The 19,861-nt window shown below is 62.5% G+C and carries 17 protein-coding genes and 1 riboswitch; of the genes, 7 read left to right on the forward strand and 10 right to left on the reverse strand.

The genetic code is table 11. The annotated features are described in order from the left end of the window. The first annotated feature begins 89 nt into the window (after positions 1-89). The 7 genes from rpsM (at position 90) to GRI65_RS02415 (ending at position 6,484) form a co-directional block, all read left to right on the forward strand. Entirely contained in the window at positions 90-458 is a 369-nt protein-coding gene (gene rpsM / locus GRI65_RS02385; RefSeq protein WP_160754923.1) for a 30S ribosomal protein S13, read from the forward strand. Positions 459-518: 60 nt separating this feature from the next. Continuing rightward, positions 519-908 carry a 30S ribosomal protein S11 gene (rpsK, locus tag GRI65_RS02390; RefSeq protein WP_127611065.1) on the forward strand — a complete coding sequence of 130 codons (390 nt, stop codon included), beginning with the start codon at positions 519-521 and terminating at the stop codon, positions 906-908. Positions 909-1,028: 120 nt separating this feature from the next. Beyond that, positions 1,029-2,084: a DNA-directed RNA polymerase subunit alpha gene (locus tag GRI65_RS02395; RefSeq protein WP_160754924.1), complete on the forward strand. Its 1,056-nt coding sequence runs from the start codon at positions 1,029-1,031 to the stop codon at positions 2,082-2,084. An 80-nt stretch (positions 2,085-2,164) separates the two neighbouring features. After that, positions 2,165-2,590: a 50S ribosomal protein L17 gene (gene rplQ / locus GRI65_RS02400; RefSeq protein WP_160754925.1), complete on the forward strand. Its 426-nt coding sequence runs from the start codon at positions 2,165-2,167 to the stop codon at positions 2,588-2,590. A gap of 146 nt (positions 2,591-2,736) precedes the next feature. After that, on the forward strand, positions 2,737-4,914 hold the full coding sequence (locus GRI65_RS02405) for a prolyl oligopeptidase family serine peptidase (RefSeq protein WP_160754926.1): 2,178 nt from the start codon (positions 2,737-2,739) through the stop codon (positions 4,912-4,914). Positions 4,915-5,058: 144 nt separating this feature from the next. Then, the gene (locus GRI65_RS02410; protein ID WP_160754927.1) at positions 5,059-5,604 is read left to right on the forward strand and encodes a hypothetical protein; all 546 of its coding nucleotides are present in this window, start codon (positions 5,059-5,061) and stop codon (positions 5,602-5,604) included. Positions 5,605-5,698: 94 nt separating this feature from the next. Next, complete coding sequence (locus GRI65_RS02415) at positions 5,699-6,484, forward strand: hypothetical protein (protein ID WP_160754928.1); 786 nt, start codon at positions 5,699-5,701, stop codon at positions 6,482-6,484. Here GRI65_RS02415 and GRI65_RS02420 read toward each other — a convergent pair. From GRI65_RS02420 to GRI65_RS02465, 10 genes are all read right to left on the reverse strand, one after another. Further along, positions 6,481-7,152 (reverse strand): trimeric intracellular cation channel family protein, encoded by a 672-nt coding sequence (locus GRI65_RS02420; RefSeq protein WP_332872580.1) that lies wholly within the window; start codon positions 7,150-7,152, stop codon positions 6,481-6,483. The genes GRI65_RS02415 and GRI65_RS02420 overlap by 4 nt on opposite strands. Beyond that, positions 7,149-7,847: a PepSY domain-containing protein gene (locus tag GRI65_RS02425; protein WP_160754929.1), complete on the reverse strand. Its 699-nt coding sequence runs from the start codon at positions 7,845-7,847 to the stop codon at positions 7,149-7,151. Before GRI65_RS02425 ends, GRI65_RS02420 begins: the two co-directional genes overlap by 4 nt. A 27-nt stretch (positions 7,848-7,874) precedes the next feature. Further along, on the reverse strand, positions 7,875-9,281 hold the full coding sequence (gene lpdA, locus GRI65_RS02430) for a dihydrolipoyl dehydrogenase (protein WP_160754930.1): 1,407 nt from the start codon (positions 9,279-9,281) through the stop codon (positions 7,875-7,877). A gap of 10 nt (positions 9,282-9,291) precedes the next feature. Next, positions 9,292-10,539 carry a 2-oxoglutarate dehydrogenase complex dihydrolipoyllysine-residue succinyltransferase gene (odhB, locus tag GRI65_RS02435; RefSeq protein WP_160754931.1) on the reverse strand — a complete coding sequence of 416 codons (1,248 nt, stop codon included), beginning with the start codon at positions 10,537-10,539 and terminating at the stop codon, positions 9,292-9,294. Positions 10,540-10,577: 38 nt separating this feature from the next. Continuing rightward, positions 10,578-13,376, reverse strand: coding sequence for a 2-oxoglutarate dehydrogenase E1 component (locus GRI65_RS02440; protein ID WP_160754932.1), 2,799 nt, complete (start codon positions 13,374-13,376; stop codon positions 10,578-10,580). 127 nt (positions 13,377-13,503) lie between these two features. Continuing rightward, positions 13,504-14,394: a succinate--CoA ligase subunit alpha gene (gene sucD / locus GRI65_RS02445; RefSeq protein ID WP_160754933.1), complete on the reverse strand. Its 891-nt coding sequence runs from the start codon at positions 14,392-14,394 to the stop codon at positions 13,504-13,506. A gap of 54 nt (positions 14,395-14,448) precedes the next feature. Continuing rightward, positions 14,449-15,411: a malate dehydrogenase gene (gene mdh, locus GRI65_RS02450; RefSeq protein ID WP_160754934.1), complete on the reverse strand. Its 963-nt coding sequence runs from the start codon at positions 15,409-15,411 to the stop codon at positions 14,449-14,451. A gap of 245 nt (positions 15,412-15,656) precedes the next feature. Beyond that, positions 15,657-17,633 (reverse strand): putative bifunctional diguanylate cyclase/phosphodiesterase, encoded by a 1,977-nt coding sequence (locus GRI65_RS02455; protein WP_160754935.1) that lies wholly within the window; start codon positions 17,631-17,633, stop codon positions 15,657-15,659. Between the two features lie 124 nt (positions 17,634-17,757). Then, positions 17,758-18,102: a hypothetical protein gene (locus GRI65_RS02460; protein ID WP_332872581.1), complete on the reverse strand. Its 345-nt coding sequence runs from the start codon at positions 18,100-18,102 to the stop codon at positions 17,758-17,760. Between the two features lie 99 nt (positions 18,103-18,201). Beyond that, positions 18,202-19,422, reverse strand: coding sequence for a cell wall hydrolase (locus GRI65_RS02465; RefSeq protein WP_232843892.1), 1,221 nt, complete (start codon positions 19,420-19,422; stop codon positions 18,202-18,204). A gap of 208 nt (positions 19,423-19,630) precedes the next feature. Next, positions 19,631-19,839, forward strand: a riboswitch (cobalamin riboswitch). Positions 19,840-19,861: the final 22 nt, after the last annotated feature.

A 19,861-nucleotide genomic window follows, 5' to 3' on the forward strand; every position in this document is an offset into this window, starting at 1 on the left:
TAATTCGAATGATTTTGTAGCGATGAGATAGGGACGCACCCTTCCGTTTCACGGATTTGCGCGTTTCCCTGTGGAGCATGGAGAAGTAAGTGGCTCGTATTGCCGGGGTAAATATCCCCACCAACAAGCGCGTGATTATCGCGCTAACCTACATTCACGGTATCGGCCGCACCACGGCGGTCCAGATTGCGGACAAACTGGGCATCGACCATGCCCGCCGCGTTCAGGACCTTTCGGATGCGGAAATCCTTCAGATTCGCGAAACCATCGATGCGGAACATCCCGTCGAAGGCGATCTTCGTCGCACGACTGCGATGAACATCAAGCGCCTGATGGATCTGGCGTCATACCGCGGGCTGCGTCACCGCAAGGGCCTTCCGGTCCGCGGACAGCGCACCCACACCAATGCCCGGACCCGCAAGGGCAAGGCAAAGGCTATCGCGGGCAAGAAGAAGTAAGCAGCCGCCAGTCCGGCGCTACCTTACCTCACCTTCTTACAAGAACAGGATAACGATACCATGGCACGCGAACCACAGCGCATCAGGCGCCGCGAGCGGAAAAACATTTCCAGCGGCGTTGCGCACGTAAACGCCAGCTTCAACAACACCATGATCACCATCACCGACGCACAGGGCAATGCTATCAGCTGGTCCAGTGCAGGCGCGATGGGCTTCAAGGGCAGCCGCAAGTCCACACCGTATGCCGCCCAGGTGGCTGCGGATGATGCCGGCAAGAAAGCCGCCGAGCACGGCGTGCGGACCCTCGAAGTTGAAGTCAAGGGCCCTGGCTCGGGCCGCGAAAGCGCGCTGCGGGCACTGCAGGCCGTTGGCTTCACGATCACATCGATCCGTGACGTAACGCCGATTCCGCACAACGGGGTTCGCCCGTCCAAGCGGCGCCGCGTCTAATCCGCCTTCTCGGCGGCCGGTGAGTAAATCACAGGCCGCCGTGTTTTCACGGATCGGCCGCGGGTTTGACCAGACCGTCACCGCACCGATCCCGCCCGAACCGAACTCCAGGGGAAATCCATGTCCGTCAACACCAAGAACTGGCAGGAACTCAAGAAACCCAACAGCCTTGAAATCAAGGATGGTGGCGAAGGCAAGCGCAAGACCACTTTTGTCGCTGAACCGCTTGAACGCGGCTACGGCCTCACGCTTGGCAACGCCCTGCGCCGCGTGCTGCTCTCCTCGCTGCAAGGTGCCGCGATCACCTCGATCAAGATCGAGAACGTGCTGCATGAATTCAGCAGCCTCGCCGGCGTGCGCGAAGACGTGACCGACATCGTGCTCAATGTGAAGCAGATCGCCCTGAAGATGGAAGGCGAAGGCCCCAAGCGCTTGCAGCTGTCCGCAACCGGTCCCGCTACGGTCAAGGCCGGCGATATTGCCGTTTCCGGCGACATCGAAGTGATGAACAAGGATCTGGTGATCTGCCATCTCGATGATGGTGCCAGCTTCAACATGGAACTGACTGCCGATACCGGCAGCGGCTATGTGCCAGCGGTCGCCAACCGTCCGGTGGATGCGCCGATCGGGTTGATCCCGGTCGACTCGCTCTATTCGCCGGTGCGCCAGGTCAGCTACAAGGTCGACAACGCCCGCGTCGGCCAGGAACTGGATTACGACAAGCTAAACCTGACGGTCGAAACCGACGGTACGATCACCCCGGAAGACGCAGTGGCCTATGCCGCGCGCATCCTCCAGGACCAGTTGACGCTGTTCGTCCACTTCGAAGATGGCATTCCGCAGCCGCAAGGCCAGATGATCGGCATGGCGGCCGCACCGGAAGAATCCGATGCGAACCAGCTCAACCGTTATCTGCTCAAGAAGGTCGACGAACTCGAATTGTCGGTCCGTTCGGCGAACTGCCTCAAGAACGACAACATCATCTACATCGGCGATCTGGTCCAGAAGACCGAAGCCGAAATGCTTCGGACCCCGAATTTCGGCCGCAAGTCCTTGAATGAAATCAAGGAAGTGCTGTCGAGCATGGGTCTTCGACTGGGCATGGACATCCCTGGATGGCCGCCTGAGAATATCGAGGAAATGGCCAAGAAGCTCGAACAGGAACTGCTCGGCTGAACAGGTTACGGCGGCGCACCTTAAGCGCCGCCAGCTTTGGGCTACCTCATACGGGCCCTCATCGAACGGAGTAAACCATCATGCGTCACGGTATTTCACAGCGTAAGCTCAGCCGCAAATCCGGCCACCGCAAGGCCCTTTTCCGCAACATGGCGGATGCGCTGGTCAAGCATGAGCAGATCCAGACCACCTTGCCGAAAGCCAAGGAACTGCGTCCCTATGTCGAAAAGCTGGTCACACTGGCCAAGCGCGGCGGTCTCAGCAATCGGCGTCTCGCGGCAGCTCGCATGAACGACGATGTACAGGTCAAGAAGCTGTTCGACACTCTCGGCGCACGCTATGCCAACCGCGAAGGCGGTTACCTGCGGATCATCAGGGCCGGTATCCGTGCCGGCGATGCCTCGCAGATGGCGATCATCGAATTTGTCGACCGCGACGTGGAAGCGCGCGGCAAGGACAGCGGTCCGGTCATGAACCGTGATGAAGAAGAATACGAAAACGCCTGATCCGCGTTTTCCGACAGGATCACCGAGTGGGGCCGGAAGGAAACTTCCGGCCCCTTTTCGTTGCGCCAAGGTAGCCGGACGCAGCATTGCAAAGCCCGGTCATCTGGTTACAACGGAAACAGTCGCAATTTCCCCCGGAGTACCAGATGATCCGTTCTCGCCTACTCGCAGGCGCTGCCTGTCTGCTCGCGATGCCGCTCGGCACCGCATTTCCCGCAACCCTCGCCGCCCAGGAAGTCTCGCCGCCGATGTACCCCCAAACCCGCAGCGATGGCATTGTCGAGACGATTTTCGGCAAGGAAGTGGCCGACCCCTACCGCTGGCTCGAGAACGATGTGCGTAACGATCCCGAAGTGGCCGAATGGGTCGCGGCGCAGAACCTGGTAACGGATGCGTATCTGGAAACGCTTCCGGGCAATGCGTGGTTCAAGCAGAAATTGGGCGCATTGCTCGATTACGAACGCTTCGGCATCCCGCGGAAGGCGGGCTCGCGCTATTTCTACACCCGTAATTCCGGGCTTCAGAATCAGTCACCGCTGTATGTTCAGGACAGCCTCGACAGCGAACGCCGCCTGCTGCTGGATCCGAACGCATGGGCAAAGGACGGCGCGACGGCGTTGTCCGATTGGACCCCGTCGCCGGACGGCAAATACCTGCTCTACAGTGTTCAGGATGGCGGCACGGACTGGCGGATCCTTCGGGTACTGGACGTCGATACTGGCGAACAACTCGGCGATGAAATCAAATGGGCGAAATTCACCGGCCTCGCCTGGGTAGGCGAGGAAGGCTTCCTGTATTCGCGCTTCCCCGAACCGCAGGAAGGCCAGGATTTCCAGGCCCTCAATTACAACCAGGCGGTCTATTACCACAAGATCGGCACTCCGCAGAGCGAGGACCAGCTGGTTTTCGCTACCCCGGACGAGCCGAAGCGTGGCAATGGCGCAGGGGTGACCGACGATGGCCGCTGGGCCGTGATCAGCAGTTCCTTCGGCACCGATTCCAAAGACGAGATCAACGTCATCGACCTCGCAGCACGCGAAGCCGAGGGCTGGCAGCCGCGGTTGCTGGTGCCCGGTTTCAAGAATGCCTGGCGGCCGATCGGCTCGGTCGACGGCACTATGTATTTCGTTACCAACGAAGATGCACCGCGCTATAAGCTGGTGTCGATCGATCTCGACACGCCGGATGCCGAGTGGAAGGTGGTGGTGCCTGAAACCGAACAACCGATCGACGGCGCGTCTATCGTCGGCGAGAAACTGGTACTGACCTATCTGAAGGACGCAACCACCCGCGCGGCGGTGTTCGCGCTCGACGGGACGCCCCAGTCGGACATCGAACTGGGCGCGCTGGGAACGGCGGGTGGCTTCGGCGGCGAATACGGTGATCCGGAAACCTTCTACACCTTCACCAGCTTCAACCAGCCCGGGGCCATTTACCGGCTGAACATCGAGACTGGCGAGAAAACCGAATTCGCTTCTCCCGAACTGACATTCGACCCCGAAAAATATGCGGTCGAACAACAGTTCTATACTTCGAAGGATGGCACGCGCGTACCGATGTTCATCGTGCGCAAGGCCGAACTGGCGGCTACGGGCACCGCCGCGCCGACGATGCTTTACGGCTACGGCGGGTTCGACATCTCGCTAACCCCGGGCTTTTCCGCGACCGCAATGGCGTGGCTGGAGGCCGGCGGCGTCTATGCCGTGGCCAACATTCGCGGCGGGGGCGAATATGGCAAGGAATGGCATGACGGCGGCCGTCTTGCGAACAAGCAGAACGTGTTCGACGATTTTATCGCGGCGGGCGAGTATTTGAAGGCTCAAGGCATCACCACGTCGGACGGGCTGGCCATTCGCGGCGGCTCCAACGGCGGCCTGCTGGTCGGTGCGGTGACCAACCAGCGGCCCGACCTGGTCGATGCCGCGCAGGCCGCAGTGGGCGTGATGGACATGCTCCGGTTCGACCGCTGGACAGCGGGCCGTTACTGGGTGGACGATTACGGTTATCCTTCGAAGCAGGAGGATTTTGAAACCCTGCTTACCTATTCGCCTTATCACAACATCCGCAGCGGCGTGGAATATCCGCCGGTGCTGGTGACTACGGCCGATACCGATGACCGCGTGGTTCCGGGACACAGCTTCAAGTACACTGCCGCCCTTCAGGCTGCCGATGCAGGTGACAAGCCGCACCTGATCCGGATCGAAACGCGCGCCGGCCATGGCTCCGGCAAGCCAACCGACAAGGTCATCGAGGAAGGGGCGGATGTCCTCAGCTTCCTTGCGCGATGGACCGGACTGGAAGTACCGCCAGCGAAGGGCGACTGATCCCGCAAACGCAGGCGTTCACAAAAGGTGCTACTTTTATGAACGCCTGCTGTCAGCCTAATTCAGGCTGGCAAAATCGCGAATCGTCTAAACCCTGTTTGACGCCGGAGCACTTCCGCCCTGGCGCCAAGCGAGGAACGACCCATGAATAACATCTCGAAAACACTCGTCGGAACCGTCGCCGCTGGCGCAATGGCGATGACCTCTGCAGCACCCGCCTTCGCCCGTGACCGGGACGATGGCATCAGCGCAGGCGAGATCATTGCCGGTGCCGTGATTATCGGCGGGATCGCCGCGATCGCCTCGGCTGCGAGCAAGGATCGCGGTTACGACCGGAATTACAACGACGGATACCGTTACAACGCGCGCGACAATCGCGGCGGTTACAACGACTATTACGGTCGCGGCAACCCGCGCGCGGCAGTGGAACAATGTGTACGCGTGGCCGAACTCAACGCCCAGCGCGCCGGTTACCGCTTCGCCAACGTGACCGACATCCGTGACGTGGATGACAAGCGTTACGGCTGGCGCGTGAAGGGCCGGATCGATGTCCAGGGCCAGCGTGGCTATGGCGACCGGTATGACCGCTACGACCGCGGCCGCCGGGCCGATAGCGGCAGCTTCACCTGCGATATCTCGCGGGGTCGGGTTGTCGGACTGGATTACAGCGGCGTCCGCGGTCTGCGCTAAGACGCATAATTCACGAGCTTAACAGGGGCTGTGCGGTTCAGGCTTAGGAAAGCCTGGGCCGCATATGCCGCAAGCAATAGATGGGGACCTTAACATGAAGCGCATTTCCCTTTTGTCGTCTTCCGCAGGGCTGATTGCTGCCTTGTCGCTGGCTGCAACGCCTGCAGCTGCAGCCGATATCCAGGTTCGTACGCCGCATGCCGCGTCCCCGGCCAACAACGCCTGGGAAGCCGGCAGTGTCACGGTCAACCGCGATCGGTATAGGGACCGGTACCGGGGCCGTTACCGCGGCCACCGCGACAATGTAGACGCGGGCGACGTAATTGGCGGCTTGCTGGTCATCGGCGCGATCGCGGCTGTCGCCAGCGCGGTTTCGAAGCCGAAGGAACCGCGTTACCCCGCGCCGTATCCCGTTCGCAGCGGTTATAATTCCGGTTCAGGCGCCGCGCGCGGCATCGATAACGCCGCCGACATGTGCGTGCGCGAAATCGAAAGTGACGCCCGCGTAAGCTCGGTCGATTCCGTCGAACGCTCTGGCAGTGGCTGGCGTGTGTCGGGGCTGCTGTTCGATGGCAACGGGTTTACCTGCCAGATTGGACAGGACGGACGGATCGACGATGTCAGCTATGGCAGCGCCGGCGGGTTTCAGGGTAGCTACACCCAGCCGGACGACCGCCAGTGGAGCGATGATCGCTACGCCGCGGCGTGGGGCAATGCTGGTACGGGTGCGCCGACGGCGGATTATTCGCGCAGTGAACCCGCGCAGTCAGATTCCGCCGCTGGACAGGCGCCTGCCTATCCCGGCGGTCCGGTGCCCGGTGAAAACTACCAGGATTACCCGGAATATTCCGGTGCCCCGGATGACCGTTACGGCGACTAACCCCTGGGGTTGCCGCCCGTATCATTATCTCCGCCCTGTTCGCCTGACGCGTCGTCATAAGCGGGCAGGGCGAGTTTCCAACGGATTGCCGCCCCGCGCAGGACGAAGCCGGCCAGCCATGCCGCGCTCCACACCAGTGCATCGGGCAGCGCCAGCGCCGAACCAAGGACGGTGACCGCGGCGGCCAGCGCCGCAGCGGTGACATACAGCTCCGGCCGCATGATGATCGACGGTTCTCCCGCAATCACGTCCCGGATTACCCCGCCTGCGCAGCCGGTTATTACCCCCATCACCATTGCGGGGATCGGCGCCACGCCGAACGCCATCGCTTTGGCAGTGCCAAGCACAGCGAAAGCGGCGAGGCCGGCGGCGTCGGCCCATTCGAGTAGCTCCCCCTCCCACCATCGGCGCGGCGTGAACCAAGCGATCAGTGCGGTCGCGAAGATCACCGGGGCGACCCACGGGTTATGCGTCCAGAACGCGGGCGTGCCGATCAGCATGTCGCGCAGCGATCCGCCGCCGACGCCGGTGATGAGGGCAAAGAACGCCATCGTCACGAAAGTTTGCCGCAGCCGTGCCGCCAGCAGTGCACCGGTCAGCGCAAAAACTGCGGTGCCTGCCAGGTCGAGGATCGGTGGCAGGACCGTCGGAACCACCGCAGCGGTCACGAGGTCGGCCTGGTTTTGCGCCGACGGAACATCAGGACGGTGCCGAGAAGCGCACCCGTCAAGCCAAGCGCCGCAAACAGGATCAGGACGGGGTGCGAGGTATCCTCCCGCGTTTCCAGGTCCATGATGTGCAGCCCCCACATGAAGTCGAACACGCGCCACCAACGGGTACGGACAGCTTCGATCTGACCGGTCTCACGCCCGATATAAACGCGGTCACCACTTTCCAGTTCGACCTGCCACACGGCTAACGGACGGCGGAAATCGAACGGTACGTCGTTGGCCTTGAAGGCGGTGATCGACTCAATTTTGTCCCCGCCGACTATCTGTTCCGCGGAAATCACCCGGGCTTCGATTTCGTTAAGCGGTGGCAGCCGTGCGCCGCTCCTGCCGAAACGTTCGAGCGACCCGTCGAGATATTCGATGGTGGTTACTGCCTGGCCGGATTGCATCGCGGTACTCACGGCCTTCACCGGACGTGACGGAATATCGGGCAGTGTAACCGCGATCGCGGTGTCCGGAGGCAGGGCCTGCTGCGGCTGTTCGATCCGCAGATGATTGCCGCGAACTTCCTCGATCGGACGCGCGACCATGACCAGGCCGGTGGCCATCCACATCACGATCGGCACGCCGACAAGCCAACCCAGCCAGATATGCCAGCGGGCAAAGCGGGTCATCCATTTCTGTCGCGCCATGCCGTGCCCCTCCGCCTGCCGCCCTCTTTACATGTGAATCGGTTTGCCCTGAACCGCCATCGCGGCTTCTTTTAGCGCTTCGGCATGCGTCGGATGCGCATGGCAGGTGTAGGCGATATCTTCCGATGTCGCGCCGAATTCCATCGCAAGCGCGGCTTCGGCAATCATCGTCCCCGCCAGGCTGGCGACAATATGGACGCCAAGCACTCGGTCCGTTTCGGCGTCGGCAATGACTTTCACGAAACCGTCCGTGTCGCGGTTGGCCTTGGCGCGGCTGTTGGCCATCATCGGGAATTTGCCGACCTTGACCTGGTGCCCGGCTTCCTTCGCTTCTTCCTCGGTCATGCCGACGTCGGCGAATTCGGGCATGGTATAGACTACGCCGGGGATTACCGCGTGGTTCACGATGCCGGTCTGTCCCGCGATGTTTTCCGCCACGGCAATGCCTTCGTCCTCGGCCTTGTGGGCCAGCATCGGCCCGGGAATCACGTCGCCGATCGCCCAGACGCCGTCCACCTTGGTGCGGAAATCATGTTCGGTATCGATCTGACCGCGCTTGTTGAGCTCCAGACCGATCGCCTCGAGGTTCAGCCCGTCGACGTTGGGACGCCGCCCGATCGACACCAGCACATGGCTGGCCTCGATCGTTTCCGCATCGCCGCCAGCGGCAGGTTCGACCGTCAGCGAGACCTTCTTGCCGTTGACGGTTGCCCCGGTGACCTTGCTTTTCAACCGGATATCCATGCCCTGCTTCTTGAAGATCTTGCCCGCTTCCTTGCGGACATCGGTGTCCATTCCGGGCAGCAGCATGTCGAGGAACTCCACTACGGTGACCTTCGCGCCGAGCCGCCGCCAGACCGATCCCAGTTCCAGCCCGATTACACCGCCGCCGATCACCACCAGATGTTCGGGCACTTCGGACAATTCGAGCGCGCCGGTTGAATCGACGATCTGGCCCGCTGCGTTGTCGACCTCGACGCCGGGAAGCGGCGTAACGCTGGAACCGGTGGCGATCACGATATCCTTGGCGGTGATGGTGTCGTCACCGACCTTGACGGTGTGGGCATCCTGGAACGCCGCGCGGCCCTTGATCCACGTGACCTTGTTCTTCTTGAACAGGAATTCGATCCCGCCGGTAAGTTCGCCGACTGCCTTGACCTTCTCCGCCATCATCACGCCCAGATCGAGCGTCGCGTTGGCGGTGATACCCCACGTCGCCATGTGACCGTTCTGCGCTTCGTCGAGCAATTCGGAAGCGTGGAGCAACGCCTTGGACGGGATGCAGCCGACGTTGAGGCAGGTCCCGCCCAGCGTCTCGCGGCTTTCCACGCAGGCGGTCTTCAAACCCAGCTGCGCCGCACGGATCGCCGCGACATAGCCGCCGGGGCCCGCGCCAATGACAAGGACATCGTAATCGTAGGTTTGGTCAGCCATGTCTAATTCCTCACAGATCAATCAGCATCCGCGTGGGATCTTCGATTGCATCCTTTATTATTTTCAGCGCGGTAACCGCTTCACGACCGTCGATCAGGCGGTGGTCATAGGACAGAGCGATATACATCATCGGGCGGATCACCATCTCGCCGTCCACCACCACAACGCGGTCTTCGATCCGGTGCAGGCCGAGCACGGCGCTCTGCGGCGGGTTGATGATAGGGGTCGACATCAGCGACCCGAACACGCCGCCGTTGGAGATGGTGAAGGTGCCGCCGGTCATGTCGGCCATGGTCAGCGAACCGTCCTTCGCGCGCTTGCCGAAATCGGCGATGTCTTTCTCGATCTGGGCAAAGCCCTTCCGGTCGACATCGCGGACGACCGGGACGACCAGCCCGCCGGGCGCGCTGACCGCGACGGAGATATCGACGTAATCGTGGTAGACGATCTCTTCGCCGTCGATCTGCGCATTGACGGAGGGAACATCCTTCAATGCCAATGTCGCGGCCTTGGCGAAGAAGCCCATGAAGCCGAGCTTGATGTCGTGCTTCTTGGCGAACAGTTCCTTGTACTTTTCGCGCGCTTCGATCACCGCGGTCATGTCGACATCGTTGAATGTCGTCAGCAGTGCGGCGGTGTCCTGCGCGCTCTTTAGGCGCTTCGCGATGGTCTGGCGCATCCGTGTCATCTTGACGCGTTCGACCTTGCGTTCGCCCGACGATGCACCGGACGACGAGGGGGCCGGCGCGGTACTTGGCGCCGGGGCGGGCGCGGCGGGTTCATCACCCTTCGCTTTCGCCGCAGCGAGAACATCTTCCTTGGTCAGGCGGCCATCCTTGCCAGTGCCCTTGACCGCGGAGGGGTCAATTCCGTGTTCCAGCACCGCGCGGCGCACGGCCGGGGACAGCGTCTGGGCAGCGTCGGAGGGCGCAGCGGAATCAGGAGCTTTTTCTTCGCTTGCTGCGGGAGCGGGAGCTGGTGGGGTCGATGCTGCGGATGCAGCAGGGCTGGCCGCCGCGCCGCCTTCCTCGACAGTCGCGATCACGGCGCCGACTTCAACGGTGTCGCCCACGGCGGCTTTGAGTTCGCCGATCACGCCCGCCACGGGGGAGGGGACTTCGATGGCGACCTTGTCCGTTTCGAGGCTGGCGATGGGTTCATCCACTTCCACCCGGTCGCCCGGCTGCTTCAGCCATTCGCCGATGGTGCCTTCGGTGACGGATTCGCCGAGTACCGGGACTTTGATTTCGTGTGCCATATTACCTGTTTCCTGAGGTCCTGCCGCTGCGTGCCGCGTTACTTGGATATGTCGAGAGCCGCTGCAACCAGCGCAGCCTGTTGTTCTTCATGCTTCTTGGCAAAGCCCGTTGCCGGTGACGCAGATGCATCCCGCCCGGCGTAAATCGGCCGGAGGGTCTTGCCCGCCTCCGCCGCGGCCTTTTCGATCAACCGGTCCACGAAGAACCACGCACCGTTGTTGTGCGGTTCTTCCTGGCACCAGACGATCTGCTCGAGCTTCGTCATCCGCTTGATACGGGCGCTGAGCGGTTCGCCAGGGAAGGGATAAAGTTGCTCGATCCGGACGATCGAGACATCGTCCAACCCTTCCTCGTCGCGCTTCTGCATGAGGTCGTAGGCGACCTTGCCGCTGCACAGCACCAACCGGCGGATTTTCTCGTCCGCGATCTCGGTAGTGTCGCTGAGGATCCGGCGGAAGTGGCTGTCGCCGGTAAATTCCGCCGCCGCACTCTTGGCCAGCGGGTGCCGCAGCAGGCTCTTCGGCGTCATGATGATCAGCGGCTTGCGGAACGGACGTAGCATCTGGCGCCGCAGCACATGGAAATAGTTGGCCGGCGAGGTGATGTTGCAGACCTGGATATTGTCGTTCGCGCACAATTGCAGGAACCGCTCGAGCCGGGCGCTGGAATGTTCCGGCCCCTGGCCCTCATAACCATGCGGCAGCAGCATCACGAGGCCGTTGGCCCGCAGCCACTTGGCTTCGCCGGCGGCAATGAACTGGTCGATGATGATCTGCGCGCCATTGGCGAAATCACCGAACTGCGCTTCCCACAACACCAGCGTCTTGGGGTCCGCGAGCGCGAAGCCGTACTCGAAGCCAAGTACCCCGTATTCGGACAGGGTGCTGTCATAGACCTCGAACTTGCCGTGCGGCAGGGTGGTCAGCGGGATGTATTTGCGTTCGTCCTGCTGGTCGGTCCACACCGCGTGGCGCTGGCTGAAAGTGCCGCGGCCCGAATCCTGGCCGGACAGGCGCACGCCGTATCCCTCGGTCACAAGGCTGCCGAACGCGAGCGCTTCCGCGGTTGCCCAATCGAACCCGTCGCTGCCGCCGAACATCGCCCGCTTCGCGTCGATCACCCGGCCCAGCGTCTTGTGGATGTTGAGATCATCCGGCACCGTGGTCAGGGTGCGGCCGAGGCTGTCGAACAGCTTGCGCTCGATCCCGGTGTCGATGTTGCGGCGCGCTGTTTCGGGATCGGCGGGCTTGTGCAGCCCGCTCCAGCGGCCGGTAAACCAGTCGGCCGAATTGGGGACATAGGTCTTGGAAGCTTCGAAATCGGCGTCCAGCAAGGCGGTGAAATCGGCCACCAGGCTATCGGCGAAACCTTCCACGACCTCGCCTTCGCGGATCAGGCGCGCTTCGTAGATTTCGCTGACCTTGGGGTGCTTGCGGATCTTGTCGTACATCAGCGGCTGGGTGAAACTCGGTTCGTCACCTTCGTTATGGCCGAACCGGCGATAGCACCACATGTCGATCACGATGTCGCGGTGGAACCGCTGGCGGTATTCGATCGCCAGCTTGCAGGCGAAGGTCACCGCTTCGGGATTGTCGCCGTTGACGTGCAGGATCGGCGCCTGGACACCCTTCGCCACGTCGGAGGGATAAGGGCTGGACCGGGCGAACTGCGGGCTGGTGGTGAACCCGATCTGGTTGTTGATCACGAAATGCAGGCAGCCGCCGGTGTTGTAACCGCGGACGCCCGACAGGCCGAAACATTCCCACACTACGCCCTGTCCGGCAAACGCCGCATCGCCGTGGATCAGTACGGGCAGGACTTGCTCGTTCTTCTTAAGATCGTCGCGGATTGCCTGCTGCGCGCGGGCCTTGCCGAGCACGACCGGGTCGACCGCTTCCAAGTGGCTGGGGTTGGGAACCAGCGACATGTGCACTTCGATCCCGTCGAACTCGCGGTCGGTGCTGGTGCCGAGGTGGTATTTCACATCGCCCGAACCGCCGACATCGTCGGGATTGGCGCTGCCACCGGAAAATTCGTGGAAGATGACCTTGTACGGCTTGGCCATTACGTTGGCGAGAATGTTCAGCCGGCCGCGGTGGGCCATGCCGTAGATGATTTCCCGCACGCCCAGTTGGCCGCCGTACTTGATCACTGCTTCGAGCGCGGGGATCATCGATTCCCCGCCGTCGAGGCCGAAACGCTTGGTCCCGACATATTTCTTGCCGAGGAATTTCTCGTATTGCTCGCCGCGGATCACCGCGCCTAGGATGGCGCGCTTGCCTTCCGGAGTGAACTGGATGACCTTGTCCGGCCCTTCGATCCGGTCCTGGATGAACCGGCGTTCCTCGACATCGGCGATGTGCATGTAATCGAAGCCGACCTGGCCGCAGTAATTGGCCCGGAGAACCTCGACCAGTTCCAGCGGGGTGGCCCATTCGAGATTGAGATTGCCGCCGAGATAGACCGGCTCGTCCAGCGACTTGCCAGTGAAACCGTGCCAATCGAGCTTCATGTCGTCGGGCAATTCGCGCTGGCTGAGGCCGAGCGGATCGAGGTCTGCAGCCAGATGCCCGCGCACGCGGTAGGTGCGGATCAGCAGCATCGCCCGGATCGAGGCGTCGGCGGCCTTTTCAATGGCCGCATCGTCCATGACCTTGCCGCCGCGTTCCGCCGCCGCCTTGACCGCGATCTTCATTGCCGTCGGGTCGAGCGCCTGCGTCAGGTCGTCCGCGCTGTCGCCGCCCACCATCGGCCAGCGCGGGTTTGCCCATGATGGCCCGGCCTGCGGACCTTCTGCCGGTCCGTCCAGCTCGAAATCGTGGTTTTCATTACCCATGGGTGGAGTTACCTCAACTGCCGAAGAATTGGCGGCTTTCAATGGTAACGCCGGAACGTATCGCAATGCTCCCGGGGAGGATAAGCATTCCCCCGGACACAGGGGAGGGGACGTTCAGGCGCCGGAGTCAGACGAGTTCTTTCAGCATGGCGTCCAATGTGGTGCCAAGTTCGGATGGTGACGGCGAAACACGGATGCCTGCAGCTTCCATCGCCGCGATCTTGTCGTCCGCGCCGCCCTTGCCGCCCGATACGATGGCGCCCGCATGGCCCATGCGCCGGCCCGGAGGAGCGGTGCGGCCCGCGATAAAGCCGACCATTGGTTTGCTGCGGCCGAGCTTCGCCTGTTCGGCGATGAATTCAGCCGCTTCTTCTTCCGCGCTGCCGCCGATCTCGCCGATCATGATGATCGACTTGGTTTCGTCGTCGGACAGGAACAGGTCCAGCACGTCGATGAAGTTGGTGCCGTTGACCGGATCTCCCCCGATGCCGACCGCGGTCGTCTGGCCGAGGCCGACCATTGTGGTCTGGTGCACCGCTTCGTAGGTCAGCGTGCCGGAACGCGAGACCACGCCGACGCTACCCTTCTTGAAGATGGAGCCGGGCATGATCCCGATCTTGCATTCGCCGGGGGTCAGCACCCCGGGGCAGTTCGGCCCGATCAGGCGCGACTTCGAACCTTCGAGAGCGGCCTTGACCTTGACCATGTCGAGCACCGGAATGCCTTCGGTGATGGCGATGATCAGTTCGATCTCGGCATCGATCGCTTCGCAGATCGCGTCCGCAGCAAATGGCGGCGGAACATAGATGCACGATGCAGTCGCGCCGGTCGCGGCCTTCGCCTCGCGCACGGTGTTGAAATTGGGCAGGCCGATATGCGTCGTGCCGCCTTTGCCGGGGGTTACGCCGCCAACCATCTGCGTCCCGTAATCGAGCGCCTGCTGGGTGTGGAAGGTTCCGGTTTCACCGGTCATCCCTTGCGTGATGACCTTGGTGTCTTTGTTTACGAGGATGGACATTAAATGGGCTCCGAACTGTCTTGATCGATTTTAGAATTCGCGGTTAGCAACGTATCACGCCAGCGAGCTATCCAGCGCCTTGCACGCCTCGAGCAGTTCCTTGACCGCATCGACGCTGACCGTGAGGTTCGCGCGTTCTTCGTCCGACAATTCGATTTCGATCACATCTTCGGTACCGCCTGCTCCGATCACCGTCGGGACGCCGACATACAGCCCGTCGAGGCCGTATTTGCCTTGGACATAGGATGCGGAGGGGAGGATGCGCTTGCTGTCGCCCAGATAGGCTTCGGCCATCGCGATCGCGCTGGTGGCGGGGGCGTAATAGGCTGAGCCATTGCCGAGCAGCTGGACGATTTCACCGCCGCCCGCGCGGGTGCGCTTGACGATTTCGTCGAGGCGCGCTTCGTCGATGCCCTTGATCTTGGCCATGTCCTTCACCGGGATACCGTTGATCGTGGAGTAGGACAGGACCGGCACCATGGTGTCACCGTGGCCGCCAAGCACGAAGGCGTTCACGTCCTTTACCGAAACGCCGAATTCCCAAGCGAGGAAGGTCGCGAACCGCGCGCTGTCGAGCACGCCTGCCATGCCGACAACCTTGTTGTGCGGCAGGCCGGAAAATTCGCGCAGTGCCCAGACCATCGCGTCCAGCGGGTTGGTGATGCAGATCACGAACGCGTCGGGCGCGTTGTTCTTGATGCCTTCGCCGACGGACTTCATCACTTTGAGGTTGATGCCGAGCAGATCGTCGCGGCTCATGCCGGGTTTACGCGGCACGCCGGCGGTTACGATCACGACATCGGCGCCGGCGATATCCGCGTAGTCGTTGGTGCCCTTGATCGCGGCGTCGAAGCCTTCGATCGGGCCGCACTGGCTAAGATCGAGCGCCTTGCCCTGCGGCATCCCCTCGGCAATATCGAACAGGACGATGTCGCCCATTTCCTTCTTCGCGGCGAGGTGGGCGAGAGTGCCGCCGATCATGCCGGCGCCGATCAGGGCGATTTTACTACGGGCCATATGCGCGAGATGTCCTTCTACGGTTGCGGGACAGAACGAAGACCAGCAAGGTCGGCGCGTGCCAAGTCCCGCGACAAGGCCGCGCCCGTGAAAACGAGCCCTGACTAGGCGGGGGGTCTAGCGATTGCAACTGACAAAGGAGCCCGATAAGCAACTATCTTTGCAATTAGTTCGCAGTAGCGATTGCGTGCGATAAAGCGGGCTTTTTCAGCCACCAGTAGCGGTTTACGGGCAAATGGTGATGGTTATCCGGTCTTGCGTTGGGCTTCAGCCCTGCAGTACTCGCCTTCACGCTCCTGGGCGAGCAGCATCGCGGCGAGATAATCCGGAACCGCACGGCTGAAGTAATAGCCCTGGCCCAGGGTGCAGCCAGCCTCGCGCACGGCCTTGACCTGTTCGACCGTTTCGAGCCCCTCGGCGACGATTTCCATCTCCAGCGTGGTGCCGAGTTCGGCAACGGCCCGGATGATCGCATCGCTCTTGCGCCCGACATTCGGGCCGGACACGAAACTGCGGTCGACCTTGATCTTCTTGAACGGATATTTGTGGATGTAGCTGAGCGAGGAATAGCCGGTGCCGAAGTCGTCGAGCGCGAAGCGGACCCCGGCGGCGGAGAGTTCCTCGATGAAGCTGTTGGTCGCGTGGTTATCGTCGAGGAACAGGCTTTCGGTCACTTCCAGTTCCAGCCGCGAGGGGGCCAGGCCCGCATCGCGCAGCGCGGTCAGGATGCCCAGCGCGGCGCCGGGGGCCTTGATCTGCATCGGGGAAAGATTGACCGCCAGCGTGACATCCTCGGGCCATGCCGCGCAGGCTTTCGCCGCCTGTGCGGTGATCCAGTTGCCGAGCGTGACGATAACCCCGGTTTCTTCCGCCACCGGGATGAATTCGTCGGGTTTCAACTCGCCCTTCTGCGGATGGAACCAGCGCACCAGCGCCTCAAAGGTGCGGATCTTGCCGGTCTCCAGATCGACGATCGGCTGGAAGAAGATCGATAATTCGTTCTTGATGATTGCCGCGCGCAATTCCGCCTCGATCTCGCGTCGGCGGACGAGGTCGCGGCTCATTGCGGGGGTGTAGAAACACAGCTGGTTCCGGCCGTTCACCTTGGCGTGGTACAGGGCAAGGTCGGCGCGTTGCATCAAGGTGTCGGAATCGATCCCGTCTTCCGGCAGGATGGCGATGCCCATGGACGCCTGCACTTCCAATCGGTCGCCGTCGATCCGGACCGGGCGGATAATCTCGTCGAGCAGGCGCCCGGCCAGCTTCTCGCATTCAAGGCGGCTGGATACTTCGGACAGGATGATAAATTCATCGCCGCCGAACCGCGAGACTGTCGCATCGACGGACGATGCCGCGCGCAGGCGGCGGGCGATTTCGGACAACACCCGGTCCCCGACAGGGTGGCCGAGCAAATCGTTGACTTCCTTGAACCGGTCGAGGTCGAGCCAGAACAGCGCGAGCATCCGGCCCTCGGGTAGGTCCATCAGCGTTTCGACCATCGCATGGTTGAGCCCGGCACGGTTCGCGAGCCCGGTCACCACGTCGGTGCGGGCGAGCGTCTGCATCCGGTCCGCCAGCAGCGCGCTGGTTTCCGCCGCCGAAATCGAATCCCGCAGGATCTTGAACACGTTGAGCGTAATCGACGCCATCGCGGGGAGCAGAAGCGCGATCGTCACCGCCAGCGTAACGTAGGCGAGGGTGCCGATGTAAAGGCACACCACCATGACCGGCACGACTGTCAACGTCAGCTGGCCCAGCGCGATCGCAGGCCGGCCGGCGTTGCGGGCGCAGATGCCGACGCCGTAGCACATGGCGTTAGCCGTCATCAGCACTTCCCACTGGGTTCCGATGTTCAGCAGCAAGGTGAGCGCTGCCACCGTGCCCAGCAGCATGGCGTAGCTGAAAGCGCCGATTTCATAAATGATTTCAAGCTTCCAGGTGCTGTTCCCATCGTCGTCTGGCGACATGTTGCTGGCGACGGTCACGCGCACGATTGCGACAATCGCCAGCGCGACGGCGGCGATGCACAGGGACGGTTCACCGCTGCCAAGGGCGACGACGCCGGCCGAGAAGATGCCCGCAAGGGCGCCGATCGCCAGGCTTGCGGGCTGGTTATAAAGGGTGCGGACCAAGGTCCTGCGAACACGCTCCGAAAGCTTGTCCCCCGGTCCAAAATGCGTCAGGATTGTCTTGATCCTCGCAGTGGGGTCGCCCTTGGCCATGGATATTGTCCTAGCCGAGAGATATCACCGAATGGTTAATTTGAGCCTTACCAATCACCCGATTCGGCGGGCGTAATCCGCAGATTCCCGCGGCCTGCAGCCTACCCGCCGTTCCGCGAAATTGTTAAGCAATTTCAGCGTCAGGGACTGCCGCTTCGAGCTGTCCGGCGATCCGTTTGTCGAGCGCACGGCAGATCCCCAACCACCAGTCGTACCCCTGACGGTCACCGGCAAAAAATGCTGCCTCGGCCTGCGAGCGCGCCTGCCGTGCGGCACCCATGCCATGCGCGGCAAAGTGGCGCAGGGCGGCATGGATTACATTGTCGTTGGCCTGGATGCCAACCGTGTCGCCATTGTCGTTGGCTGCCCGGCCGGGCGTCCGGCGGGACAGCGCACGCGCTACCGGAGAACGGGTTACGGTGCGTGCGGCGGCGAAATAGACGGTCATGCCGTGGATACCCTTGGTCACTGAATGGCGTAGCGATCCAATAGAACGGCAGCACTAAGGCGGGGTTCCGATACACGGTTGAGGGATCGTTAATTTCCCCACCTTGGTCTAGCCAAGCTGTTATTTGGGCTCGGAAATCCACCGACCGCTGTTGGCGTATTCGGGTCGGATACCGCTCGCTTCCGGCAGGTTTTCCGCCTTGAACAGCCGGTCGCCGCCGCGGTCGGTCACGGCTGCGGAATAGGATGGTGCCGGGGCGGAGGAAGCGCCGCCGATCGCCCGATGCTTGCCCGCAGGAGACTGTGTTTTTTCAGGCTCCGGGGAGGCTATCCCGGCGCTGCGGGTAAACTCGCGGGCCAGCGCGACCGGATCCGGGGCCTCTGTCGCCAGCGCGGATGCCTTGCGCACAGAACCTGCGGCAACCGGTTCATAGCCGGAATAACTCGTCCGGAACGCGGCCGGCTTGCCTGCCGCGCCGCGCCAGCGATAGAACCGGTGCGCGCCGATGGTGCCGACAGGGTGGAGGCTCGGGGCCCAGTAAGGGTAAATCCAGATGGTGTGATAATGCGTGGCGAGGCCGACCGGCTGGTACACCTCGCCAAGCAAGGCGTCCTGCGCCACGTTGCGCGCTCGTTCCCACGCCGCGGCGGAGGGTTTGCGGGCGAGCGAGCCGTCACAGGTGAAGCTGAACTGGCAGCCGGTACGCCGTTCCGACCCTTGGTAAACCACACCGCAAACGCTGCCGGGATAGCTTGGATGCGCAACGCGGTTGAGCACCACTTGCGCCACGGCGCGCTGCCCGCCGACGGTTTCGCTCGCCGCTTCGTAATAGATTGCCGAGGTCAGGCATTGCAGCGCCCGCGCCTTGCTGACGCCGTCCCCTGATCCGGGGAACGACTGGGCTGCCGGTCCGGCGTTGCGCGTTTCCACGAGCTGTTCGGCGTCGGCATTGCCGGTGCCGGTGATGTCGAACAGCGGGGAAGCGGAAGGGCCGGTGGCCAAATCCATGCGCGGTGCGTCTTCGAGGAAATAGAATGCGGATCCGGGAAAGCTGTTGCCCGGCCGCTCGAACGGCATGGGAGTTACCGCGGCGGCGATGGCTTCGTCCTGGAACGCAAAGTTACCGGCTGACTTCCACTCGCCCGGCGCGGCGACGGCCGGCACGGCAATCGCTGCGACCAGCGCTGCAATCCGCCGTCCGCGGTGCTTTGCGCGTCGCCCTGATGCCGCGCCGCCCGCGCCCGTCCGCGCCCCAGCCCCCAGGGGACGCGGATCACGAACCAGCCGGGCGCGGAAATCCGCGGGGGCCGGTTCGTCGGGAAGGGAAGGCAGATGGGTCAAGAAATTTCGCTTCTGCTAGGTCATTCGGCAGGAAGTTCCAGCCGTGCCGCAGCACGTAGCAATCGCTGGCCCGGGCTGCGACGGTAGCCTCGGCAGCGTCCCTTTGCGGTACACAATCGGCAATGCGGTTAAGGCGGACCCTGCGCATTTCCGAGCCTCGGCCCTTCCGTAATCAACGGGTCTTGCGATCTGGCAGCAGTGCGCCTAATCCCCCGGCCACGTCATGGGTTGTCTGTGAAAGCAGGCCTAAGAGGGAAGCGAGTGAGGGGGTGTCCCCGAACCTCGCGCTGCCCCCGCAACTGTGACCGGGGAGTTTGCGCTCCATTATGCCACTGGATTCCGTTCGCGGATGCCGGGAAGGCGGGGCGCAGATTTTGATCCGGGAGCCAGGAGACCTGCCCATGTTCGGTCGTTCAGCCGCCGGACGGGGTGTGTCGGA

Origin of the sequence: Allopontixanthobacter sediminis (assembly GCF_009828115.1) — a bacterium.
In the GTDB taxonomy this organism is placed as follows: Bacteria; Pseudomonadota; Alphaproteobacteria; order Sphingomonadales; family Sphingomonadaceae; genus Allopontixanthobacter; species Allopontixanthobacter sediminis.